Genomic DNA, 19,908 nt, shown 5'->3' on the forward strand with positions numbered 1-19,908 from the left:
ATTAACTCCAGTAGCCATTATCAAATCCGGCAATCGCCGTATCCTGAATATCAAATCCGAACAGTGGGTGTGCGGGATCGATAACATCAAGACTTTTAACCCTGACGCCTGCCGCTTTCACTGTTAATTCACCAGCTTCAATTACTTCAATTAACTCTGCCGATGTGTTGGCAATACCGTTTAATGCAATTGCGTTAATGCTTATCGACATATCCATGTTGTCGATTATTTGCATCTCAATTCCGGTCCCTTCAAATACTCGTTCAAGTAAGTCCTCAAGATCACCGACTGTCCCATCCCACTGGTTAATCGCTATCTGCGCTTTTAATACCAATCGATAAACATCATCGCTGAGCACAGTAAATCCTGAATCGGGGTCATACGGCCCCTGCCAATTCCCCTGGTCCCATCCCAGGCCGTCCGTGTCCCACGAGAAATAGACATTGGAAATTGGCGTGGTCACTCTCCTATCCCGCCCAACCCATAACCCAACAATATCCAGTTGCTCACCCTGCGCTGAGTCCAGATCGAACTTGCGAAGCATGTCTGCTGTTACGCCAGAGATGTCAGTGAAAGGTCGGGTTATCAGGTCAATGTGTTGCAGGAAGAGTGGTTTAGTGACGTGGTAGTTCGTTATCAGTTCAGTGTATTTACTCATGGCGTTGGTGTTATTTTAATGTTGGCAATATTAGAATGCGCAGCCTCATTAAATAAAATGTCTATATTTGAAGCGGCAACCGTTGCTGCACTCTTACCGATTTTCAGCGAGTTAATATCATAATATTTACTGTCACCACCGCTAATTACACCAAGGTTGGCGGGAGAATAAATGCGGCTTAACAGCACATCATCACCAATACGCAGTGAATTAATATATTTTGAAATCTCTGCTCTCATCTCCTCGGCAACTTGTGACGTATAGCCAGGGTAAGTTGCGATGACTATTTCGATAAACGCCTCAACCACCACAGGGCGAGAAAACTTTATCGCTTTTGGCTCGCCATATTTGCCAACAAGATTCACTGTAGTGGTACCGAAGGTCGATGTGCCTTGATCCTTTTTCTTCGAAATTGCCGTGGCGATAGTTGTCGCATCTCCGCCATCAACAATGCAGCTGATCGAGTGCGCTGGCAGACCATTGGCATCCGCGGTATCAGAGTCGTTCTCGTAAATACGTACGCGTGTTACGCCGGGAATATCCAGTAGCGTACCGTCTAACCCGTCAATGGTGGTAATTGATGGAAGTGCAGTACTTCGTGATTGTCGCTGACGCAACTGCGCGTCACTTTCACCGGGAGAACCGACTGTTGCCGCTAATGGATTTGTTACGGTTTTCCATCCTCTAGTCGGTGTAGCAATCTGTGTGATGGAGTTAGCCATTGCAGCGACCGGGCCGGGCGTTCTGCATGTAGCAGTAACTGTGACTGTACCTGACCCAGGAATATTCACGCCAACGGGTAAGTCCCATAATGCCCCGTTAGCATCTCTAACCGTACCGGCAGCAATTGGCGTTCCAATATCGCCGGTGATAATTACATCAGCGGTTGAATTCGTCGCAATCTTGCGGGTAATTCCGTTAATTTTAACGTTGCTACCAAGCGCCCGACCTATCCCTGTAGCAGGTGAATAGGAGTTATATACCGCAATGGCCGTGTTATTAGCATCGTGAATCCCGAGTGCATACAGCGCTACCATTTGCCCGTCTTTACTATCAGGGTCGAGATAAGAATCGCTGCCGTATATCTCCTTAAAGTATTCAGTGAGTTTATCCAGGATAGTCTGATAATCAGGCGCACTGATCCCCTGGGCCGTTACCGTTGCCGATAACCCCAGCGTGTCGAGGTTCAAAGCCATTTATGCCTCGCTGGTTACTGTGATTTGTCCGTAAATGGTGTTTATGGAGGAAGTGAACGTGACGCGGCGAGTTGTTCCGCTGTTGACTGTGTCAAACGACAGAATGGACAACACGCCGGGGGTTGAACTGATGCGGTCTCTTATTGCCAGGTTGTAAACTTCTGGCCTCTGCTTTCCAAGAACCGACTGAATATAGGGAGTACCTTCCGCCGTATCAAGGAACCACTGGCCCTTCCAGAGCTCAAATCGAGTCTTAACCGCCTGGGCAACGCACTCTGGAGAGTTAGCCAGGAAAGTATTGTCGCCCTGTCCGAAGGTATAATCACCCTCACTATCTTCGCGTCTGTATCGCATCAGCTCACCTTCCCTGATTGCCCCGTTCCTGGCTGTACGTCGTCATGGGTATGGGTATCATCAATGGTTTTGTTGTTCGATTTCAGCGAACCGAAGAACTCAATGGCGCCAGTTATCTTCGCTGCGGTTCCGCTAGAAAGACTACCGACCATGCCACCCACCCACGTTAACAGACCGGTGATTGTCACCTTCGCCGAGAAGGTTGACTCCGGGGAGATCACGTCGAACCCGCCTGGCGCGACCAGTTTAATTTTCTTCGTGTCCGGGTTAATTTCGAAGTAGGTACTGCCATCATCGCTGCGGAACTGAGCCGCTGTGGTGCTGATGCCGCTGATTTTGCGCGCCTGAGACTGCGGGCCTACGATGGCGAACGCATCACTAAGGTCATGCTGGCGCGGGTCCACCGCCTCCTGTACACTACCGTTCTGCCACCAGAAATCAATGCAGCGATCGGAGAATACCAGCAGGCACTCGTCACCGGCTTTAACCGGGAAAGTCAGCGTGCACCCTCCGCCCCGCGGGAATACCACCGGCACATCAGGAAGGATCGGGATGGCCTCGGAGGTAGCCTTACCATCTTCACCGACTTTCTGGCCGTAGATGGCAGGCTGAACAGAGCAGGTCACTGTATCAGGATTAAACGACTGAATGATTCCGGGCATGGCAACGCGCAGGCCGGTGAAAATAGACAGTTTTTGCGCGTCAAACGCCTGCTGCTCGCTGCCGTCCTGCGCGCGTGTTGATACTGGCATGAGGATCTCCGGGCAATAAAAAACCCGCCGGAGCGGGTTTGCGTGAGTTTGTTGAATGTTAGCTTGCTGTTTGTTTTGTATTAATCATGTCTGCGACCATCACCTGCATATCTTCAGCATCCTTAATGGTACTGTGCGCATCCAGTCTGTTCACTTTTTTTCCTAAGTTATAATCAGCAGAAACTCTTCTGTGATGCGCTGTTTTAAGCTTCAAACCAACTCTTTTGGTAGCGTTCGCATCTAAATTGTGATTTCCCGCTGCATCATTTCCGCACAAATACTCTGCAAGTCTGGCATGAACGCCACCACTCAACCTTTGACCATGTTCGTCCTGAGTTGGTATATATCCATCTGTCAATTGGAGAGCTGAATGGTACATGGTGTAGTACGCCCTGCTAATCGCGTTGCGAGTCCATTCCTCACCATTATTCTCAATTGATTTTTTTGCTATTTCTAAAAAACAGTCGATGGAAACAGCCATATCAATTCGCCGCCTCAAAGAAAGCCACACTACATCCCGTCTCGAGGCCTCTTTCAATCATCACATCAATCACTTTGTCATTTAGATATGAAAGATAAGCATGATCATCGGTATCGATTGCAACAGAAAATGAAGTATACCCTTCACCATCAGTAAGAAGATTTGAGCCTTTTGCCTTAATGTGTTCGGATTCGATCACATGCATTAATACTTCGGCTACTTTTTTTAGGTGACGACTTGATTCCTCACCAATGCACTCAACCATCCGCCACACTTCAAACTGAATTGAATCAGTAATTGTGTTTAGTTGATTATATCGCTCAAGTCTGTCATATCCCATTTTAAGCATCTCCGCGTCTGCCCAGAAGGCACCGAAGTGAAAAGCACGATTTGCCATTCTGGGGAGATCATATTCTAGAGATCTGATGATGATCTCTCGCTCCTTTGAGTAAAGACCAATGTTACTCAGCGCGCTGGAATAATTTCCCCATGTAACAGGATCGTATGGAGATAACTTTAAAGATTTTTCTACTGCCTCAACCCCACGCTCAATCTGTCCATCGAGCAAAACGATGAACCCTTCCAAAGCCAAGGACTGATATCTAATGGGTAATGAGCGGACTTCCCTCAGCAGCTTCTGCTTTTCTATGTCGCTAAGAAGCAACTTTCCGGCCTCAAGGGACGAAGCAAGAATGGCTTCAATTTTTGACGTGTCAGGCTGTGCTGCAAGCATAAGGTACTTTGGCTCTTTCGAATTACCGCATTGGTGTCGATGTAGTTTAAACAAGTTTCGCTACATCGCAACCACTTACCTTAGAAAGCGCGGTCCCGGATTAGATTATTTTAACCTCTCACAATCGTATGTTCCAAACACTCGCGGCGCATTCATATTGGCCCTGAGTGCTTCGACATTTAGAAAAGCCTTGCCGTTACGCTTTATCAGTTCATAGCCGTAGGCGTTGCCATCAGGAGATGGAGACAGAACCATCTCAAGCTTCATGTTGGAATAGTCGCCTTTCGCCTTCAAAAAGGTGACTTTTTGAGTGCTGGTCACAACCCCGTTTATCGTAGTTTCGCCTGACTCGTTGGCATCAACTAGCCATTCCCCACACTTTAACCCAGAGGCATGACTAGTGCCTGCAGCCAATAGCACCAAGACACCTAACATCCTAATATTAACTGCCACCTGGAACTCCCCTTGTGATTGCAGAGCTCGATAGTAAATCCTTCGCCCCGCGCGCCATACACATGAGATCCATATACCATGGATTTCCCCTCGTATCACCGGTGTAGCTTATTGACTGGACAATGTAGACGCCATCAGTGGCCACACTGGCGGGCTGCGCTATAGTGCCGCCAAGTGAAAGGTTACCATCATTGCTCGACTCTGTGATTCTTGCCTGTGATCTTTGGATCTCATCGTTCGGCAGTTGGGTACGATAGACAGATGCCTGGTCGAGCTGAATTAAGCCGTTCACCCTGATGTTGGGGTTAATCAGGCAGCGAACATTGACGCCAGCACCCATGGTCTGCTGCGGCATCCCTATGAGCCCGGTAGCGCTGCTCAGCACAATGGCCTCGTGTAGATATTTATCTTCAGGAACCATCTGCGCCTGACCGTCCACAAACTGCCAGTTGGCGTTGCATTGCGCCGCAAGATTGCTCATGTAATCACGGGTCATACCGTAGAACACCCGGCCCCGAGGCATCACGCGGTCCGGGAACTCTCCGGTAACCCCCTGGGTTATACCGAACGGGGAGAAATCTCTCATCAGCACCGAGTGAACATCTGACAGCTTATACCCGGCAGACAGGCTGCCGGATGAAACGGCCTCGTTAAACGCCTGGTGCCCATCGATGGACTGAATCAGGGTAAAAATGTCGGTGGGGTTATCTCGCCCGGTGATTGTGAAGCGTATCTCACCGTTGAAGATTTCCCCGTAGTTCTGGCCGCGCGTCTGTCCTATCTGATCAGGAGATATTTCCGTGACCTGCCCAACCTGACTTTCAGGTACTGGAGTTGCCAGGCCATCATAACCTGCAATAATAGTGATACGTGAAAACTCCGAGCCGGTTATGCGACTCATGGTATCCCGACTTAGGTTATATATCTTCAACGTAGCAACGCGCGGCCACATGGAATTAGTCCAGTCGATATTAAACGTCACTTTAAAATCGGAAAGTAATATGCCCTTCCCAGAGTCGTCGATCAGACGTAGCTCGAAATGGCGCATCCAGTTCACTGTCATGTTTACACCTGTATAAAGTAAAGGTGGCTTTCGACTCCCAGATTGATTTTTGTTGGGTATTCAGGCGCACCATTATCCGTTATTACGATGAATGCACCTGATATTCCTAACTCAGGATATTGTTCCAGCAAGTCCGTGTCTGGTAACAATGGCACTCCCATCAACACTGGCTGCGCTCCGTTATCCATGACATCCATGATCCATCCGGCATCGTCACGCCATATAACTTTAAGCATGTAATTATTGTTGCCAAGCATGACGCGAAAAGCCTGATTATCCGCACTGAGCGGTATTTCATTGATGTTCACATCGTCTCCAGGAATCCTTTGATTTTTTGAATTACCGAGGTGTTGGTGACTGGCGTAGGTGATTTGGTACCAGTATCCTGGACTGGTGAAGTGGTAACACCCTCCTGCATGTCAGCTTTGCTCGCCACCGAAATGTTCTGTGTCTGCGTCATCAGCACTTCTCGCAGTGTCAGAACGCATGAGAGTACATTTTCACTGGTTCGTTCGGTGGTTACTTCAATGGCACGGATCAGCATATTTTTGTAGGTACGCTTGCCGGTTATCACATCGAATGGAACTCGGGATGCCTGAATATCAAGCATCTGTTGGTAAATCTCCTTAGGGCTTTGGCCTATCCCCAGTCCAATCCCCGAGATATCAACCAGGTCAAGTATTGAGCCGCCACCCGCGAAGCCACACTCCATTGTTACTTCACTTGCTCGTTTATAAGCATGGTCATTTACTGACGCTCCGACTTCCACCGGATGTTCGGTGATCTCCAGCGCATCAATATGCTTTTCCGACACAACAACGCTCGGCACCAGAATGCCAATCTTCCGTGACTGTAGACGAAAAATAGCCGAAAGAATGTCCATCAGTAGACCCTTGGTTGGAGTTGCTGAGTAAGGCGAGAGTTAACGCCAGACTGGCGGTCTGCAATTTCTCTCCCTGTCGAGGCCGGATCATCTGCGCCATAAATATTGATATTCGTTTCCTGGCTTATTTGTGCTGCTGCCTGAGAAGCTGCAACGCTGGCAAGTGGTGAATTCCATTGCCCATATCCTTCTTTGCGCGACATGGCCTGTAGGAGATTGCTGAACTGCTGAGGGTCGCCGAGATTAAGCGTATCCTTTGCTCCAACACCCATCATATTGGCCACAAAGTTGGAATACGCCTCCGGATCATTGTTGTCACTGGCTGGTGCATATTTGTGAATTATGTCCCAGATAGACTGGAGTTTTTCAAATCCAGCTGCAGCACTTTTCCCTGTGAAGTACAGACGAATCTGCCTCGCCATTGCCATCCATCCGGCCAACGGCGATTCGTGAGAGGTGAATCCTGTACCGCCGACAGGCCGTAAATTACCCGGGTTGTTATTGCGGTCGGCCAGTGTATTTCCTTTGCCTCCACTATCACTGGACAGCCAACCGTTAATGGTCTGTCCAAATCTTCTTGGATCAAATCCAGTACGGTTCTTAATCCATTCAGCGGTGTTATTTGCACTATCCGATACAGCAGGAAGAGCATCTTGTCCTTTACCCTGAGAAAGAAGGTTTTTGCCAATTGCATAAGCATCAGACCAGCGTCCATCATTGATAGCGTTGATGAGATCGCCAATCATCTTGATCATTTTGCCAAACTCACCGAACTGCTTCGTGAGGTTGTCTATCTCGCCTTTCAGGGTCCAGTTTTTGAGATTGATGTTCAGCAGTTTGGCGATCTCCACTCCAATCGCCTTTACAGAATCCCGTAACTCACCAAGTGATTTCAGAGCAGAGTTAATTTCCGGTTCCCACTTATCCCACGGCAACAGACTTTGCCCGCCCTCCTTCCATGTTTTGTAATCATCATAGAGAGCGAATAGTGCGGTACCCAATGCCATAACAAGGCCAAATGGAGACTTAAGGAATTCTGTGTTTAGTAGATGCCAGGCCGAAACCAGAGCAGAAACTAACGCGATAAGTTGCTGCACATCCTGCGGTAGCTTTTTGAACCATTCAATCAGACCACCTATTGCCTGAGAGACGCGCCACGCCATTTGAGCAATCACATCGGCAGCAAGCAGCACCCCTTTCACTACCTTCGTGACGACGCCTTCTATCTTCGGCCAGTTCTCCAGCATCTGTTTGCTTAGGTTGTTCAACGTGCCGCTCAGCCCACCAGCCAGATTAGAACCGACTTTATCGCGCAGGATCCCCAGCAGCGATACAAATTGCCGCATGGAGGTCATGAACTTATTAGACTGTTGTGCTGCTTTATCTGCGTCGAATCCGGTCTTTTGCATCATCGACTGGTATTCAGCGGTAAAGCCGGATATTCCACGACGCATCGCCATCAGGGTGTTTTCATCGATGCCAAGCATCTGCGCGTACTGATTTGCCCGGTAATATGGCATGCTGCTGAGGCGCTGGCCGACACCAGTGAAAATCGCAGACATATCCCTCATCTGCCCGGAAGCGTCACGCGTCTGCACACCAAGACGATTCAGGAAACCTTCAGCGCCCGGATTGCTTCGCATGAAACGCGCCAGGCTCTCCAGCGAGTTCTGGGCAGCCTCTGCGCTGGAGCCTGTTTGTGATGCGGCATAACCCAGCTCCTTGATGCCGTTTACCGAAGCACCAGTGCGCTGTGAGGCCCAGTAGAGCTTATCCAGACCGTTGGCGATAGAGGTAGTGAACCCCACAATCGTCAGCGCTGTTGATTCCACTACAGCCCCCAACTTAACGACGTTCGCCGCCACGCCTTTGAGAGTGGCTTCAAATTTCGCCTGCCCGGCACCATCAATATCGAACCCCAGAGAGACCAGGTAATCACGGATAGTATCAGCCATTGTTCTGGGCTCTCCATTTGGCTACGCGAGCGTCGTTATCGTCGCGCATATCAAGGTAATCGTTAAGCAGCGCGATGCGGCACAGGTCCACTGAGCCGCTATCGAGGTCTTTCTGATCGAGGTTGAAGGCGAGCGTCGGGCGAAGAATGTAATCCTCACCGCCCGGCAGGGTGTTGAAAGTTATGCCGCAGGCTGGATGTTCGTCTCGTTGGTAGGAAGTCCTTGCAAAAAATTTCCCAGAGAATCAGCGACCACCCGCGCCACTAACTGCAGCATCACGAACAGGTCAATATCGTCGAACGCCATAGTGCCTTGCTGACAGATTGGCACCCAACCCTTCCCATGATATCGCGCAACTACCTGCAGGCACGGGAACAGGATCGCATCCACATCAGCATCACTGAGGCCGGAAACAGCATTAGCAATCTTTGGCAGAATGCTCTCCAGCGCGCCTTCGGTGTCTTTGGTGTTGAGCTTTGACTGGATATTACGGAAGTCAGAGACCAGGCCAGCCAGTACTGGGAGCAACTTTCGGGATACCTTCAACTGCTCAAATACACTCAACTTACCAATGCGGTACTGCTGATCTTTGATGGTAATTTCCATGGATTAAAACTCCCCGAGTAACTGGTCAATTTTGCCCGCGTCGAACACCCATGCTACCGTGCCGCCCTCTTTAGCATTGGCGTGGTCTGGCTGCTTCTGAAATGCGCAGGCGCGCGCGGTGGTGATATCACCGGATACACTGTTGCGGATCACAAAAACGTTATTTCCCCACAGGGCTGAAGACTGGCTCTGAGCGTTGTAAGCCAGGGATAATTTCTTATTAACCGGTGACGTCTTCAGTAGGGTCACAGTGATGGTTCCGCTCTTCCCGGCATGCAGACTGTGCATGACTTCGCCGTCCGCGCCGATCGTCATGGTGTTTTTGTTTTCGGTCATAGTGACCGTGATGCCTTCTTCCGAGTTAGCAGAACCATATCCGAGATCAATAACCCCAGTTGGTCCGGTCATTGACGCGGTAACGTCAATAAAAGAATAAGTGCTCATTCAGGATCCCCTTATCGCACCACATCGATTAGAACATCAGCGAAGTGGATTGCACCCGCCAGTTTGGTAGCAACCTGAATCACCGGTGCTTTACGTGCTTCGCGATCAGCCTGCGCCTGTGTAGTCAGAGGATTTGCGTAAACGTAATAGCCTTTGGTCAATGTATCGCCTGCGGTAACCTGCCCGATATCGCCTCCGTTCCAGATACCCGGAGCCACCAGACCGTTACTCACCGACTGATCCATTGATTGCTCAACGTTTGTTACCAGGCGAGTAACACCGGCTTCAGTCTGTGGGATTTTGGTGGTTGAGGTGTAAAGCAGGTTCCAGAGATTGTTCTGGACGTAGTTCTGCAGCCAGTCGAGCCCGTGTCGCTCATCGAAGAAGTCGCCGTTGGACATGATACCTTCCTGAATGATGGCGGTATCGTTGGCATAACGCACGAACACGTTGCAATTTTTGGCTTTCAGCGTGTCAGCCTGCTGTGCAGTAATCGTTTCGGCAGTAATGCCAGGCTCTTGCTTGAACTTCAGGGTGATGGTGGTGTTATTTCCAAGGAAATTAACGGTAAAGGCACGACCAAATGCAGATGCCGCGGCGTAAGGCACCTGGCTGTACTGACAGAATGTGCGCCTATAGCCCGCTGCCTTCAACTTGCTGGCGATGTCAGTTGCATCCGTACTATCAAGCACTTTGGCATCAGCAGACGTCACACCGTACACACGTGAATCGCTGGCAGCGCCAATTAGTGCGGAGACATCGAGATGGTCTTGATCGGTCATCGAAGTGTCTGCGATAACAAGCCCGTACCAGTCAGCTGAGTAGCTGAGAGCTGCTGTCACGGATGGGACTGCTGAACCTGCTTGTGCATCGGTGCCCGCTATGGCAATCGGATGACTACCTGCATCGACACCCATTAACGGAGCAAGATCAGTTCCAGCGCCGGCAGCCGATGGAATACCCACAATTGATGCTGCACCAGTTGTTGGCGAGGTGATCAGGAAATGTGAGGTCACCGCATTCCAGGTTACAACCGCGCCGGCCAGTTTGGTGCTGATGGCCGTTGCCACTTCTGCCAACGTGGTCACCGCAGACAGGTCGACAGCGCTGATATTTTTTACAGTACCATCAATGGTGATTTTCAATGCACCATCGGTGATAGCGCTGAAGTTTTCAATACGTTGTTCGGTGGCATTGAGTTGAGCGCCGGTGAGGGTTCCAGCTGTAGCAGGTACAGGTGTTTTGCTCATCTTACCGATATACAAATCACGCGGCTGTGGTGACTGCTGGAAGTATAGATTGGCGGCCTTGTACTCTTCTGAGGTGGTACCGAAGTCGGTAGCGACACTCTCAATATCTTGGTACAGCCGCATAACCTCTGGCGCGGTGATAACATTCGAGGTGCCGAGGATAAGCAACGCACCAAAATTACGCCCGGTCGCCGCGCGTACGGCGAGTGAAACCTGTACGCGAACGACGCGTGAAACAGATAAGCCGTTAGGCATGGTTTATTCTCCGAAAAATTGAACTGGAGCAGAGAGGATCGATTTGATGCCGTACTCACGTACCGTCTTGCGGCGAAGTGTCACAGACAGGTCGTAACGGCGTTGCCACTGGTTGTTAATCAGTTCAGGGGCCGGGATGATGCGGCCTACCTCGCCAAGCGTCAGGCCGACCCGGTTGAGTTCGGCATTGTTCTGCGAGACGAACAGCCCGCTGCGGAACGTTTTGGCAAATGACTGACCCGCGGGGCCGTAAAAGCAGCAGAGCACCACAAGCGTCTCGAATTGCCACTGGTAATCAGTGTTATCATCCTTGGTGACAGTCGCCGGGTTGGCTGCGTCCTGAAAGTCTGAGATGTTGAATCCGCACCAGTTGGTCCCCAGTGCGGGAATAGTTGGCTGGGGATCGGTGAATCGCGACATGGCCATACCGTCAGGTAGACCAGAAACGCCACGAATCCACCGGCTGAGTTCCCGTTCCAGTTCCTGGTCATACTGCGGCGCTTGGCTGGTCGGCGTCAGGTAACCCGGTTGCGTGGTGTCATTCAACTGGCGTACCTCCGTCGAGCTCCATCAGCTCGCAGTGAGCCTGAACGAACCCGGCACCGTATGAGGTGTAGGGATCCACAAACGTGACGCGGTAATGCCGCCCGTTGTAGAGCACCACATCAGCATCCTGCCCTGGCTGCCCCTGCGTTAAGCGAAATGTGGTCACGACAAGAATCGCACCGCCGATAACCTGCCCCGCCGCCATACGTTTGGCTTCCAGAGCGCGGTCCACTGTCACTACGCCGTTGAAAGAGATTTCCTCTTTGGTGTTGGTCGCGAATCCATCAGCGTCAACCGTCTGCGCATTGCGGGTGCATACCAGCGTGTAGTCGCAGAAGTCAGGGTCGAGCAGCACGTCAGTCACATCGAGAAAAGGCATTATTTTTTACCTCTCACAACGTAGGTGATTGAGCGCAGGAGATAGCCATGGGCATAGAGTGGCTTGTCGCCTGGCAATCCCTGCGCCCGGCGGTTAGCTCTGGTCATGTCAGAGATAGGAATTAGGCGATCGCCATCAGTAATAACACGCTTCGCAGCATCCGAAGCCAGTTGCCCGGCGGAAGTTAGCTCACGCTCAGCACCAGTGAAATTGCCATCCAGCGCAAGACCAGCAGCTGTCTTGAGATGCTCAGCGGTTACCTTGGCAGAATCCTCGATCCCGATATCCAGGAACGGGCGTGGAGGCAATGTCACCTCCTGACCACCAAGCCTGACCGTTGCCCCTGTAGACTGCAGATATCCGATTTCCGCGTTATTCAGCTCCTCCCCATCCTCGCGAACCGCGTTGGATTCTGGTATGCCCACCAGCACATCCATCTTCGACAGCCTGTCCAGCCCAGCGAGAACAGAAGCGACATTGTCCGCCCTTATTTTCACGCCGCTCATAGCAATTGCCGTCCACCTGCGCCCGACATCGACCACCACCAGTAGAATTCGCGCCCGTACCCGGTGTTATTCCAGAAACCGGCATCTGGGTTGATCACGCCAGATACGTCATAGCTGGCGGAAACCTTGTCCACAGATTTGGATGTGAGGACGCCGCCTCCGGAGGAGTTAACTCCGCCACCAGTTGCTGCGCCAGCAATGGCCTTACCACGCAACTCTGTGTAGTGGGCCGTGAACAACTCGGCGAGGTAAACAAACTGACAGCCGAATACATCCTGATTGAGCAGGCAGTCAGCCTGGTTCAGGTAGAAATTTACAGATGGCTCAGGGTATTTGTTTTTGTCGGTAAACTCGGGGAAGTCGGTGCGGAACTGATCACTTGTTGGCAGAAGGCTGTTTTTTGGCATTGCCAGCCTCCTGTGCCGCCAGCTTTTCAGTTAGCTCATCCACCTGCTGCTGCAGGCCGGTGATGGTGCTGTTTTTCTCTTCAATCTGCTTAAGCTGATCGTCGATAGTGGCGGCTTTTTCATCCACCTGCTGCTGCAGGCCGGTGATGGTGGTTTCCAGCTCGGAGACCTTCAATGCGAGGTCTTCGCCACCCAGACTCTGCCTCAACTCATCTTCAGTTATGGCCTGCGCATGGGCATTAAACGCCCAGTGCTCGGTCACGCGTTTTTCAAAGCTGTGCACGCCAGGCTTCAACTCGACATGCGAGCCGTCGGTGAAGCGCAGAACCGCACCGGAAGTTACGAGATATTTCATACTCTCTCCAGAACGGCGGGTTACCCCGCCCTAAAGGTTACGCTACAGGCACGTCCATGTAGGCGATGGTGTTGCCGTAAGGTGTTTCAACCTGGCCCAAGCGGCCGTAGTAGGTTGTCAGCTGATACAGGCCGCGGTATTCCAGTGGGGTATTCAGGAGCGGCACCAGCGGGAAGCGGATGAACTTCTCGTCCTGCGTGTACGCCACGACCCGGTGAGCACCAGCTGCGCCACGCTTGGATGCCCACTTCATGGACACGATTTCCAGCGGTACGCCGTTTTCCTGGAACGCGATGCAGTTGATTTTCACGTACTCCAGCACGGAGATGTTACCTGCATCAGAAACCTTTTTGCTCGACAGCAGCCCGAACAGTTCAGGCGCCAGGCCAACTTTTCTCGGGCAGATCGCGTAACCAGAGCTCACCCATGCCTGGGAAAGAATCAGGTTGAAATCCTGCACAATTTCGTCAGGCGTTGCGCTAACCCACGCCTTAGCAGCGCTGATTGGCGTTACCTGAGAGAGATTCAGCAGGCCAGTAATCCCCAGGTCAGTATCGCCGATATAAACCTGCTCATCGATGTCCATGTTCCACTTGAGCTGCATGGCATCGTACTTCTGGCTGTCTACCGGACGCCCAACCTGTTGAGCTGATGCCAGTTCAGGAAGAGTCCATCCCAGCTCCATACCCCACAGGCTCAATGGTTGAGCAGTTTTCTCGATATAGAGATTGGTCTGTGGGATCGCAGTGGAGTTTTTGCCGATCCAGTTTTTGCCGTTCGGGTTAACACCACCAGCTGCCGCGATATCGGTGTTGGTGAAGGAGGACTGCTCATCAGCGATAGATACGTCACTGCGCAGCGGCATATCACGCGACCACTTATAGCTGACCAGCGGCAGGTTTAGCGTCTGATCAAGACGCTCAAGTTCGCCGACCAGGAATACGCCTGCAGCGTCTACGGTGGCTTTATCGATAGTAAACATTCATCGTTCCTTAGATGTTGTAGGCGATTTCAACGTTGCCGTGGGTGGTGGTTGCTGCTGCATCGCCAGGGCCCATCACTTTCGCAATGGTCAACTCAGGGGTGTTAGATGCGGTGCCATCAGGAGTGAGTACCACAGAACCTAAAGGACTTGCCGTCGTAGCCGCAGCTACACGGATGTAAACCTTGTCACCCTTCTTGGCAGTACCGGCCTGAGCCGTAGGGACGGCCACGCAGATATAACCACGTTTCAGTTGGTCGCCGGTGTATCCGGCCGTTACACCCAGCGCGCGAGCATCAGTCGGGTTGGTCGTTGGATACGGACGAACGAACAGGCCAGCTACGTCAGCAACGGTGTCACCGGCCTCCAGTGGCACGAATTTACCGTTGAGGTTTTTGCCAGCCAGGCCATACGAAGGGAATGGCTTAGCAGCATCGAGAATTGCAGGCTCTGCGGTGAGATCCTGCGGACGGGTTACGGAGCCTGGGAAACCAATCCCCATGCGAGTTAAATAAGCTTTACCAGCCATTGTTGGTTACCTTATTGGTTGCGTTTCCAGAATTCGGCGTTGATTTTGTTCAGCTCAGCCGGGGTCATCGGGCCGCGAGCGCGGTCACCGGTTGGTTTGCCTGATGGCGGGGTGATGTGATTCTTGGCCTTACTGATTTCGACGGCAGCCTTGAACACTGCATCAACGGTAGCTTTCGGCGCTTTATCGAAGTCGCTAATACCAAATGCTTTCAGACTGTCGCCAGTACGGGCTGCGTGAGTAAGAACCTGGCGTTTCAGACCTTTGTCACTGGCAGGCTGGAAACCCGGGCAGATGATCTCAGCATCGCCGATGATGTTGCGCTTATATGCCGCATCGCCGGTCACCTTCGCATCTTCTTCAGCGTCTTCGTCGCCGGTTTTCTTGTCTTCGTCAGGGTCAGCGTCGCCAGTTTTACCTTCCAGCTTGTCGAGGCGGGCAATAATCGCCTGAGCCCAGGCTGGTACCTCTTCATCACCGGTTTTCTTATCCGGATCGGTTTCTTCGTCGGTAGTGGTCTTCTGGTCTGCCGGCAACGCGGTAGCTTGTGAAGGCACGTTCATGTTGATGGTTAACCCGGGGATCGAGCTCATACCGTCTGACGGCATGTCCGACGCTTCATCAGCGAGTTGCGCCAGCGCATCTTCATCTTTCGTGCGAATGGCTACAGCCAGCTTCTGAAACCAGTTCAACTGTTTCATGTTGCTTCCTTTGGTTGATGGGGCTGAATCCCCGATTGCACAACGGGAACCAGCCCGTCCGCGGTCGATACCGACGGCCAGATGGTTGCCTGTGATTTGGTGTTGCTTGCCCTTTCCGGGTGAGAGCTGCTTATAGAGCGCGTCATATCCGCAACTGACATCGGTCAGGCCAGATTCGATTGCGTCGATTGCTTCCTGGCGTTTAACCAGCACGTCGGCAATGAGCAGGTCTGATTTATCTCCGGTACCGCGTCGGACGTTCTGAATATGACCGTGGGCAAGCTCCGCAAAATTTGCCGGGTTGACGAAGAGAATTCCGCCACCAGCATCTTCTGGGTGACCCAGCGTGACGGCGACGCCCTCAAAGCTCGCCATCGTTTCAGGAGAGAACACCTCATCTTCCGTTCGCCAGACAGTGACAGTACCGCTCGCGTCCGGTTCGAGGTCGATTTCTTCTGGCAGGTAGACCTGCGATCCCGTTCTGGCGATCGGCACGTCTTTGCAGAGCAATGAGCCATCCGCCATGCGGAACCGGGTTTCCCCGAGCCTGGTCTCAAAAAAGTATTTCATGGGTTACCTGCTGAATTGCGGGCAATAAAAAAGGCCGCTCAGTGGCGGCCTGTTATTTTCTTGGCGCTGGTACCTGCACTTCCGGCCAGCAATCGCAGTTCGGGAGGCAGCCGGCGTGCCCAGTCATGCCGTCAAGCGTTGGTGGGTTATCCCAGCGTACGAACTTATCTTTCATCGCTTTATGGGATTTTCGAGTGCCAACCCCTTTAATGCGCCACCAGTACCCCTCTGAGCCGATGGATAATGCGCGTGCCTCGGTGAGTGCCGTCGTGGCTCTGCCGATTTCGGTGCGGGCTATGCATTTTGCCCTCCCCTCCGCCACGTCACCGGACTCCATAATCATCCGGTAGAGCGCGTCGGGGCGTTCACCGTTGATGACGGCTTCCATTGCGCGCGCCTGGATGTCGCGCACTCTGTCTGCGGCCTCCAGCGGGAGTGACTTAATCAACTGCACCTGGCGGGATACGATGTCCTGAGCCACGAACCCCACTGGTGTATTACCGACGACGTCGCGCAGCCCCTCGGAGATATCCTGCGATACCGAGCGCCACTGGCTCCACTCCTCCTGCTCAACCTGCAGGAACATGCGTTTAGCGACCAGGTCGGCCCAGTCATCAATCAGCAGGGAGTAATCCATCAGCCGGGCGTTAACCAGCTCGGCGCTGGCCTCCGAACCATCGTAGGAGCCAGTTACTATCGCGCCGCACTGGCGCGCTATCTCCTGTAGGCTTTTCTGATACTGGCGCTCCGATTTGCGGCGGAGGTTCGGTTTCAGATTCAGCCTCCTCCCATTCTGCTTTGGCATCTTCAATATCCTTGTCGGTGATAGAGCCGCCGATACCGATAATGTCTGACAGGTTACGGAGGTCATTCAGAGCGGCATGCTGCGGCATCCCGATATCGCGCACGGCAGTCGCCAGGGCGGTGGCCACGTTGCTCGCCATCGTCGCCCTGTCGGTGTCCGACATCTCCCAGAGCTTGTTGAACTCAAAGGTGAAGTCTTCCGGCAGAGGCTGACCAAACAGCGATCGCCAGGTGATATCCAGCAGCCAGCGAATGTGGCGGCGCAGGCGGCGTTCCTGAAGCGAGTTAACCCGGCTGTAGTAGTTCTCCAAGTCACCGTCACCAGTGCTGAACCCGGATGGAGATTGCCCGAACAGGCGTACCAGCGGGATACCGGTTGCTCCGGACACCTGCTCAGCAAAGCGCAGGATGACGTCGGCGATGCCGGCGAACGAGTAGCTGTGGGTCTGGAAGGTATCGCTGGCATCCATGATGGTCATGCCTTCGATAGTCTGGAATTCACGGATCATGTCCATGTGCTTCATCAGGCCGTCTTCCAGCGTGCCGCCGGTAGCCAGAATCTTGCGCAGCCCCTCTATGCTGTACGTTCGCAGATGCGCTTTGTGAATCAGTTGTGTGGTGCCTACGGTCGCCGTATCGAAAGCCTGAATGCGTTCGAAGATACGCTCAACAACCGACATGCCCCAGCCGTTCTCTGTCTGCGCCTGCTGAAATGGCAGCGTGTCGCCTTCCATGCGAATAATGCGGCTGTGGTGAATCTTCCAGGGCGGGATCCCCTGCTGGTTGGTCACCACCTTGTAATATTTCGGTTTGCCGAACTCAGGGCCGTAATCGGTCACCAGATCGTAATAGCTCGGGTTAACCTGCCAGCGGTCGAGCACCATCAGACCTTTAAACTGACCCTCCTTGATGCGGTCAAGTTTGAGCGGCGTGCTCATGTCCTGACCTTCGATAAGCACCACCAGAAGTGAGCCACCGTACAGGCGCGACCATTTCAGGTTGTTGTTTACCTCATCCCATACAGCGATATCATCCCAGAAGGTTTCAAGCTTCCCCTTCTGCCCGGGGTCGAGCTTTGAGCTGATGTTAATGCCCTTGCGGGTCATATCATCAGCCATCGCGTCTACACCTGCGCCCACAAGAAACGATGACCGGTAGGCAAATTCCAACTGGACGCGGTTACGGGAGATGTAGCCAGGTTGATAACTCCCACCGCTTTGGATATTTGCGGTGTACCCGCCGAGCTTGGCAGCGAAGTTGTTGTACCCGTCACCAGTTCGGACGGGCTTTTTTGCGCCGTTCTGGCGATTTTTTCGGGACACATTCACTCCTTAACGAAAATCCATTGATTTTCATCACAAAATCGTTTTTGAGCATTTGAATTTGAGTATCAAATCCCAAGATCAACGTTTCACACAAGCAAATAGGAATAACAAAATGACACAGCGGAATTTTTTACTGACGTACTCAGTAAAACCAGTTACCGATCATTCATCTGACGAAGATAAGGCCGACAAAGTAAGAAAAAAAATTGCACGCATTACCGAGTGGATGAAGACTTCTGACGTTGAAACAACCTTCCTGGGAAAAGTAGAAATTACGAAAATTTCAGAAAATTATAAAATTGATCAAGCCCGGGAGGAGATTGAGCGCGTATTTATTCCAATCCTGGAAACGTACAATGCAGGCCCGCTCGATGTACAAATCCACTGTGCGATGATGGTCGAAAACATCGACCAGCCATTTGAGTTCGTAGTCCATCAGTAAAAATGTTAAAGCCCGCTTGATCAAGGGCGGGCTGTTCAACCATCTCTTCCCAATGCGGCCCAGACACCGAGATCGCCAACGCTTGTGATGTATCCATCCAGCGAGTAACGCACGGCATCCCAAAGGTGGTTGTGCTTATCCACGACAACCGGCAACACTTCGCCGGTCATACGGTCTGTTTTGTATGAATACAGGCGCGCCTCATCGACCATGTGCTTACAGCGCTCATGGATGATGATTTCTTCGAACCCTTTGAGGTATGTGATGCCGTCCTCAACGCTGCCAGGCCACTTCGTAGCCCCATCGATGACGAAGCCCTGACGCGACAGGTAGCTGATTGTTTCAGGTCGGCTGCAGTCACCGTGGATAGGCCATTTTCTGGACTCTGGGATGGAGTCATAGAACGAGGCCATTTCATCCAGTTCGACGCCTACACCGTAGGCCTCATACTCGATATAGAGCCTGGTGCCGATAATGAAGCAGCGAACCAGCGTTGACGGGTCATTAGCGAAACCGAAGTCAGCGCCATAGAAAAGGCGATCTGCGTTTAACCAGAGGTCATCGGCGAACGCTTCAACCCGGTACTTGCCGGAGAAGATGACGGCTTCACTGAGCGCCTTCGGTAGCCCCAGCCAGATATGCTCGTAGGCTTCAAAATCAATGCGCTTGCAGTACTCCATCTCATGCCGGAGTACGTCAGGGAAGAAGGCGTTATCGCAGTAGTTAACGCAGGTGATAATCGCACCGCCATCAGGGGGATCGGCGCGGTGCCGTTCCATCATGGCGTAGGTCGGATCGGTAGCTTCGCGCGGGTTGAATGACACCCACACTTCCGATTTGTTGGCACGAACGGTCGGACCGAGTATATCCCAGCTGTCCTGCGATACGGTCTGCGCCTCTTCAACCCAGCATATTTTGATGCCATGCATCGACTTGATGCTCTGGATGTTGTTGCGCAGGCCTTTGAAGGTAAAACGCGTGCCGTTGCTGCCCTCTATCTCGTTGTTCTTAACCTTGTAGAAGTGCGCCAGGCCAAGCGAGTGAATTTCCGCATCGAGCAGCGCCAGTACAGAGTCGTTGATGGAGTTCTGAAATTCACGAGCGCAGAGAATAATCATCGGCTCGATAGCGCCCAACAATACCAGTGCGCGAGCAATCTCTACCGACTTGCCGCCACCACGGCCTCCATAGGTCCAGCGCCAGCGAACAGCGCCGACTGGGCTGTCATAGAGCGTACCCAGCACCCAATCACTACTGAATGAGTACAGAACGCCATCGA

At 52.2% G+C, this 19,908-nt stretch carries 27 protein-coding genes; 1 reads left to right on the forward strand and 26 read right to left on the reverse strand.

Features of this window, described 5'->3' with window-relative positions; translation table 11 throughout:
• Position 1: 1 nt before the first annotated feature.
• From E4Z61_RS07265 to E4Z61_RS07385, 25 genes are all read right to left on the reverse strand, one after another.
• The gene (locus E4Z61_RS07265; protein WP_135322183.1) at positions 2-658 is read right to left on the reverse strand and encodes a baseplate wedge 1 family protein; all 657 of its coding nucleotides are present in this window, start codon (positions 656-658) and stop codon (positions 2-4) included.
• Positions 655-1,854 carry a baseplate J/gp47 family protein gene (locus tag E4Z61_RS07270; protein ID WP_135322184.1) on the reverse strand — a complete coding sequence of 400 codons (1,200 nt, stop codon included), beginning with the start codon at positions 1,852-1,854 and terminating at the stop codon, positions 655-657. The genes E4Z61_RS07265 and E4Z61_RS07270 overlap by 4 nt, the downstream gene beginning before the upstream one ends.
• Positions 1,855-2,208, reverse strand: coding sequence for a contractile injection system sheath initiator (locus E4Z61_RS07275; RefSeq protein ID WP_135322185.1), 354 nt, complete (start codon positions 2,206-2,208; stop codon positions 1,855-1,857).
• Positions 2,208-2,960, reverse strand: a complete 753-nt coding sequence (locus E4Z61_RS07280) for a Gp138 family membrane-puncturing spike protein (protein WP_135322186.1) — start codon at positions 2,958-2,960, stop codon at positions 2,208-2,210. Before E4Z61_RS07280 ends, E4Z61_RS07275 begins: the two co-directional genes overlap by 1 nt.
• A gap of 58 nt (positions 2,961-3,018) precedes the next feature.
• Positions 3,019-3,441, reverse strand: coding sequence for a hypothetical protein (locus E4Z61_RS07285; protein ID WP_135322187.1), 423 nt, complete (start codon positions 3,439-3,441; stop codon positions 3,019-3,021).
• A gap of 1 nt (position 3,442) precedes the next feature.
• The gene (locus E4Z61_RS07290) at positions 3,443-4,174 is read right to left on the reverse strand and encodes a tetratricopeptide repeat protein (protein ID WP_135322188.1); all 732 of its coding nucleotides are present in this window, start codon (positions 4,172-4,174) and stop codon (positions 3,443-3,445) included.
• Between the two features lie 105 nt (positions 4,175-4,279).
• Positions 4,280-4,627 carry a hypothetical protein gene (locus E4Z61_RS07295; protein ID WP_135322189.1) on the reverse strand — a complete coding sequence of 116 codons (348 nt, stop codon included), beginning with the start codon at positions 4,625-4,627 and terminating at the stop codon, positions 4,280-4,282.
• Positions 4,617-5,690 carry a hypothetical protein gene (locus E4Z61_RS07300; RefSeq protein WP_135322190.1) on the reverse strand — a complete coding sequence of 358 codons (1,074 nt, stop codon included), beginning with the start codon at positions 5,688-5,690 and terminating at the stop codon, positions 4,617-4,619. Before E4Z61_RS07300 ends, E4Z61_RS07295 begins: the two co-directional genes overlap by 11 nt.
• Before the next feature lie 2 nt (positions 5,691-5,692).
• Entirely contained in the window at positions 5,693-5,998 is a 306-nt protein-coding gene (locus E4Z61_RS07305; protein ID WP_135322191.1) for a phage baseplate plug family protein, read from the reverse strand.
• Positions 5,995-6,573: a phage baseplate protein gene (locus tag E4Z61_RS07310; protein ID WP_135322192.1), complete on the reverse strand. Its 579-nt coding sequence runs from the start codon at positions 6,571-6,573 to the stop codon at positions 5,995-5,997. Before E4Z61_RS07310 ends, E4Z61_RS07305 begins: the two co-directional genes overlap by 4 nt.
• On the reverse strand, positions 6,573-8,528 hold the full coding sequence (locus tag E4Z61_RS07315) for a hypothetical protein (RefSeq protein ID WP_135322193.1): 1,956 nt from the start codon (positions 8,526-8,528) through the stop codon (positions 6,573-6,575). Before E4Z61_RS07315 ends, E4Z61_RS07310 begins: the two co-directional genes overlap by 1 nt.
• The gene (locus E4Z61_RS24375) at positions 8,521-8,619 is read right to left on the reverse strand and encodes a DUF6889 family protein (RefSeq protein ID WP_405000092.1); all 99 of its coding nucleotides are present in this window, start codon (positions 8,617-8,619) and stop codon (positions 8,521-8,523) included. The genes E4Z61_RS07315 and E4Z61_RS24375 overlap by 8 nt, the downstream gene beginning before the upstream one ends.
• Positions 8,620-8,708: 89 nt before the next feature.
• Positions 8,709-9,134 (reverse strand): phage tail assembly chaperone, encoded by a 426-nt coding sequence (locus E4Z61_RS07325; RefSeq protein WP_135322194.1) that lies wholly within the window; start codon positions 9,132-9,134, stop codon positions 8,709-8,711.
• Positions 9,135-9,137: 3 nt separating this feature from the next.
• On the reverse strand, positions 9,138-9,578 hold the full coding sequence (locus tag E4Z61_RS07330) for a DUF3277 family protein (protein WP_135322195.1): 441 nt from the start codon (positions 9,576-9,578) through the stop codon (positions 9,138-9,140).
• Between the two features lie 11 nt (positions 9,579-9,589).
• Complete coding sequence (locus E4Z61_RS07335; protein ID WP_135322196.1) at positions 9,590-11,083, reverse strand: DUF3383 domain-containing protein; 1,494 nt, start codon at positions 11,081-11,083, stop codon at positions 9,590-9,592.
• 3 nt (positions 11,084-11,086) lie between these two features.
• Positions 11,087-11,629 carry a phage neck terminator protein gene (locus E4Z61_RS07340; RefSeq protein ID WP_135322197.1) on the reverse strand — a complete coding sequence of 181 codons (543 nt, stop codon included), beginning with the start codon at positions 11,627-11,629 and terminating at the stop codon, positions 11,087-11,089.
• Positions 11,622-12,008 carry a head-tail adaptor gene (locus tag E4Z61_RS07345; RefSeq protein WP_135322198.1) on the reverse strand — a complete coding sequence of 129 codons (387 nt, stop codon included), beginning with the start codon at positions 12,006-12,008 and terminating at the stop codon, positions 11,622-11,624. Before E4Z61_RS07345 ends, E4Z61_RS07340 begins: the two co-directional genes overlap by 8 nt.
• Complete coding sequence (locus E4Z61_RS07350; protein ID WP_135322199.1) at positions 12,008-12,514, reverse strand: phage virion morphogenesis protein; 507 nt, start codon at positions 12,512-12,514, stop codon at positions 12,008-12,010. The genes E4Z61_RS07345 and E4Z61_RS07350 overlap by 1 nt, the downstream gene beginning before the upstream one ends.
• Positions 12,511-12,921, reverse strand: coding sequence for a DUF4054 domain-containing protein (locus E4Z61_RS07355; protein ID WP_135322200.1), 411 nt, complete (start codon positions 12,919-12,921; stop codon positions 12,511-12,513). The genes E4Z61_RS07350 and E4Z61_RS07355 overlap by 4 nt, the downstream gene beginning before the upstream one ends.
• Positions 12,890-13,276: an STY1053 family phage-associated protein gene (locus tag E4Z61_RS07360; protein ID WP_135322201.1), complete on the reverse strand. Its 387-nt coding sequence runs from the start codon at positions 13,274-13,276 to the stop codon at positions 12,890-12,892. The genes E4Z61_RS07355 and E4Z61_RS07360 overlap by 32 nt, the downstream gene beginning before the upstream one ends.
• 37 nt (positions 13,277-13,313) lie before the next feature.
• Entirely contained in the window at positions 13,314-14,258 is a 945-nt protein-coding gene (locus E4Z61_RS07365; RefSeq protein ID WP_135322202.1) for a DUF2184 domain-containing protein, read from the reverse strand.
• Between the two features lie 10 nt (positions 14,259-14,268).
• Positions 14,269-14,787: a structural cement protein Gp24 gene (locus E4Z61_RS07370; RefSeq protein ID WP_135322203.1), complete on the reverse strand. Its 519-nt coding sequence runs from the start codon at positions 14,785-14,787 to the stop codon at positions 14,269-14,271.
• Between the two features lie 11 nt (positions 14,788-14,798).
• Positions 14,799-16,058: a DUF2213 domain-containing protein gene (locus E4Z61_RS07375; protein WP_135322204.1), complete on the reverse strand. Its 1,260-nt coding sequence runs from the start codon at positions 16,056-16,058 to the stop codon at positions 14,799-14,801.
• 52 nt (positions 16,059-16,110) lie between these two features.
• Positions 16,111-16,644 (reverse strand): phage head morphogenesis protein, encoded by a 534-nt coding sequence (locus tag E4Z61_RS07380; protein WP_135324902.1) that lies wholly within the window; start codon positions 16,642-16,644, stop codon positions 16,111-16,113.
• A 61-nt stretch (positions 16,645-16,705) separates the two neighbouring features.
• Positions 16,706-18,184, reverse strand: a complete 1,479-nt coding sequence (locus E4Z61_RS07385) for a DUF1073 domain-containing protein (protein WP_135322205.1) — start codon at positions 18,182-18,184, stop codon at positions 16,706-16,708.
• Between the two features lie 115 nt (positions 18,185-18,299).
• On the opposite strand from E4Z61_RS07385, the gene E4Z61_RS07390 reads away from it, so the two are divergent.
• Positions 18,300-18,629 (forward strand): hypothetical protein, encoded by a 330-nt coding sequence (locus E4Z61_RS07390; RefSeq protein WP_135322206.1) that lies wholly within the window; start codon positions 18,300-18,302, stop codon positions 18,627-18,629.
• A gap of 35 nt (positions 18,630-18,664) precedes the next feature.
• On the opposite strand, the gene E4Z61_RS07395 is transcribed toward E4Z61_RS07390, so the two are convergent.
• Positions 18,665-19,870, reverse strand: a complete 1,206-nt coding sequence (locus tag E4Z61_RS07395; RefSeq protein ID WP_135324903.1) for a PBSX family phage terminase large subunit — start codon at positions 19,868-19,870, stop codon at positions 18,665-18,667.
• Positions 19,871-19,908: the final 38 nt, after the last annotated feature.

The sequence above is a fragment of the Citrobacter tructae genome (genome assembly GCF_004684345.1).
In the GTDB taxonomy this organism is placed as follows: Bacteria; Pseudomonadota; Gammaproteobacteria; order Enterobacterales; family Enterobacteriaceae; genus Citrobacter; species Citrobacter tructae.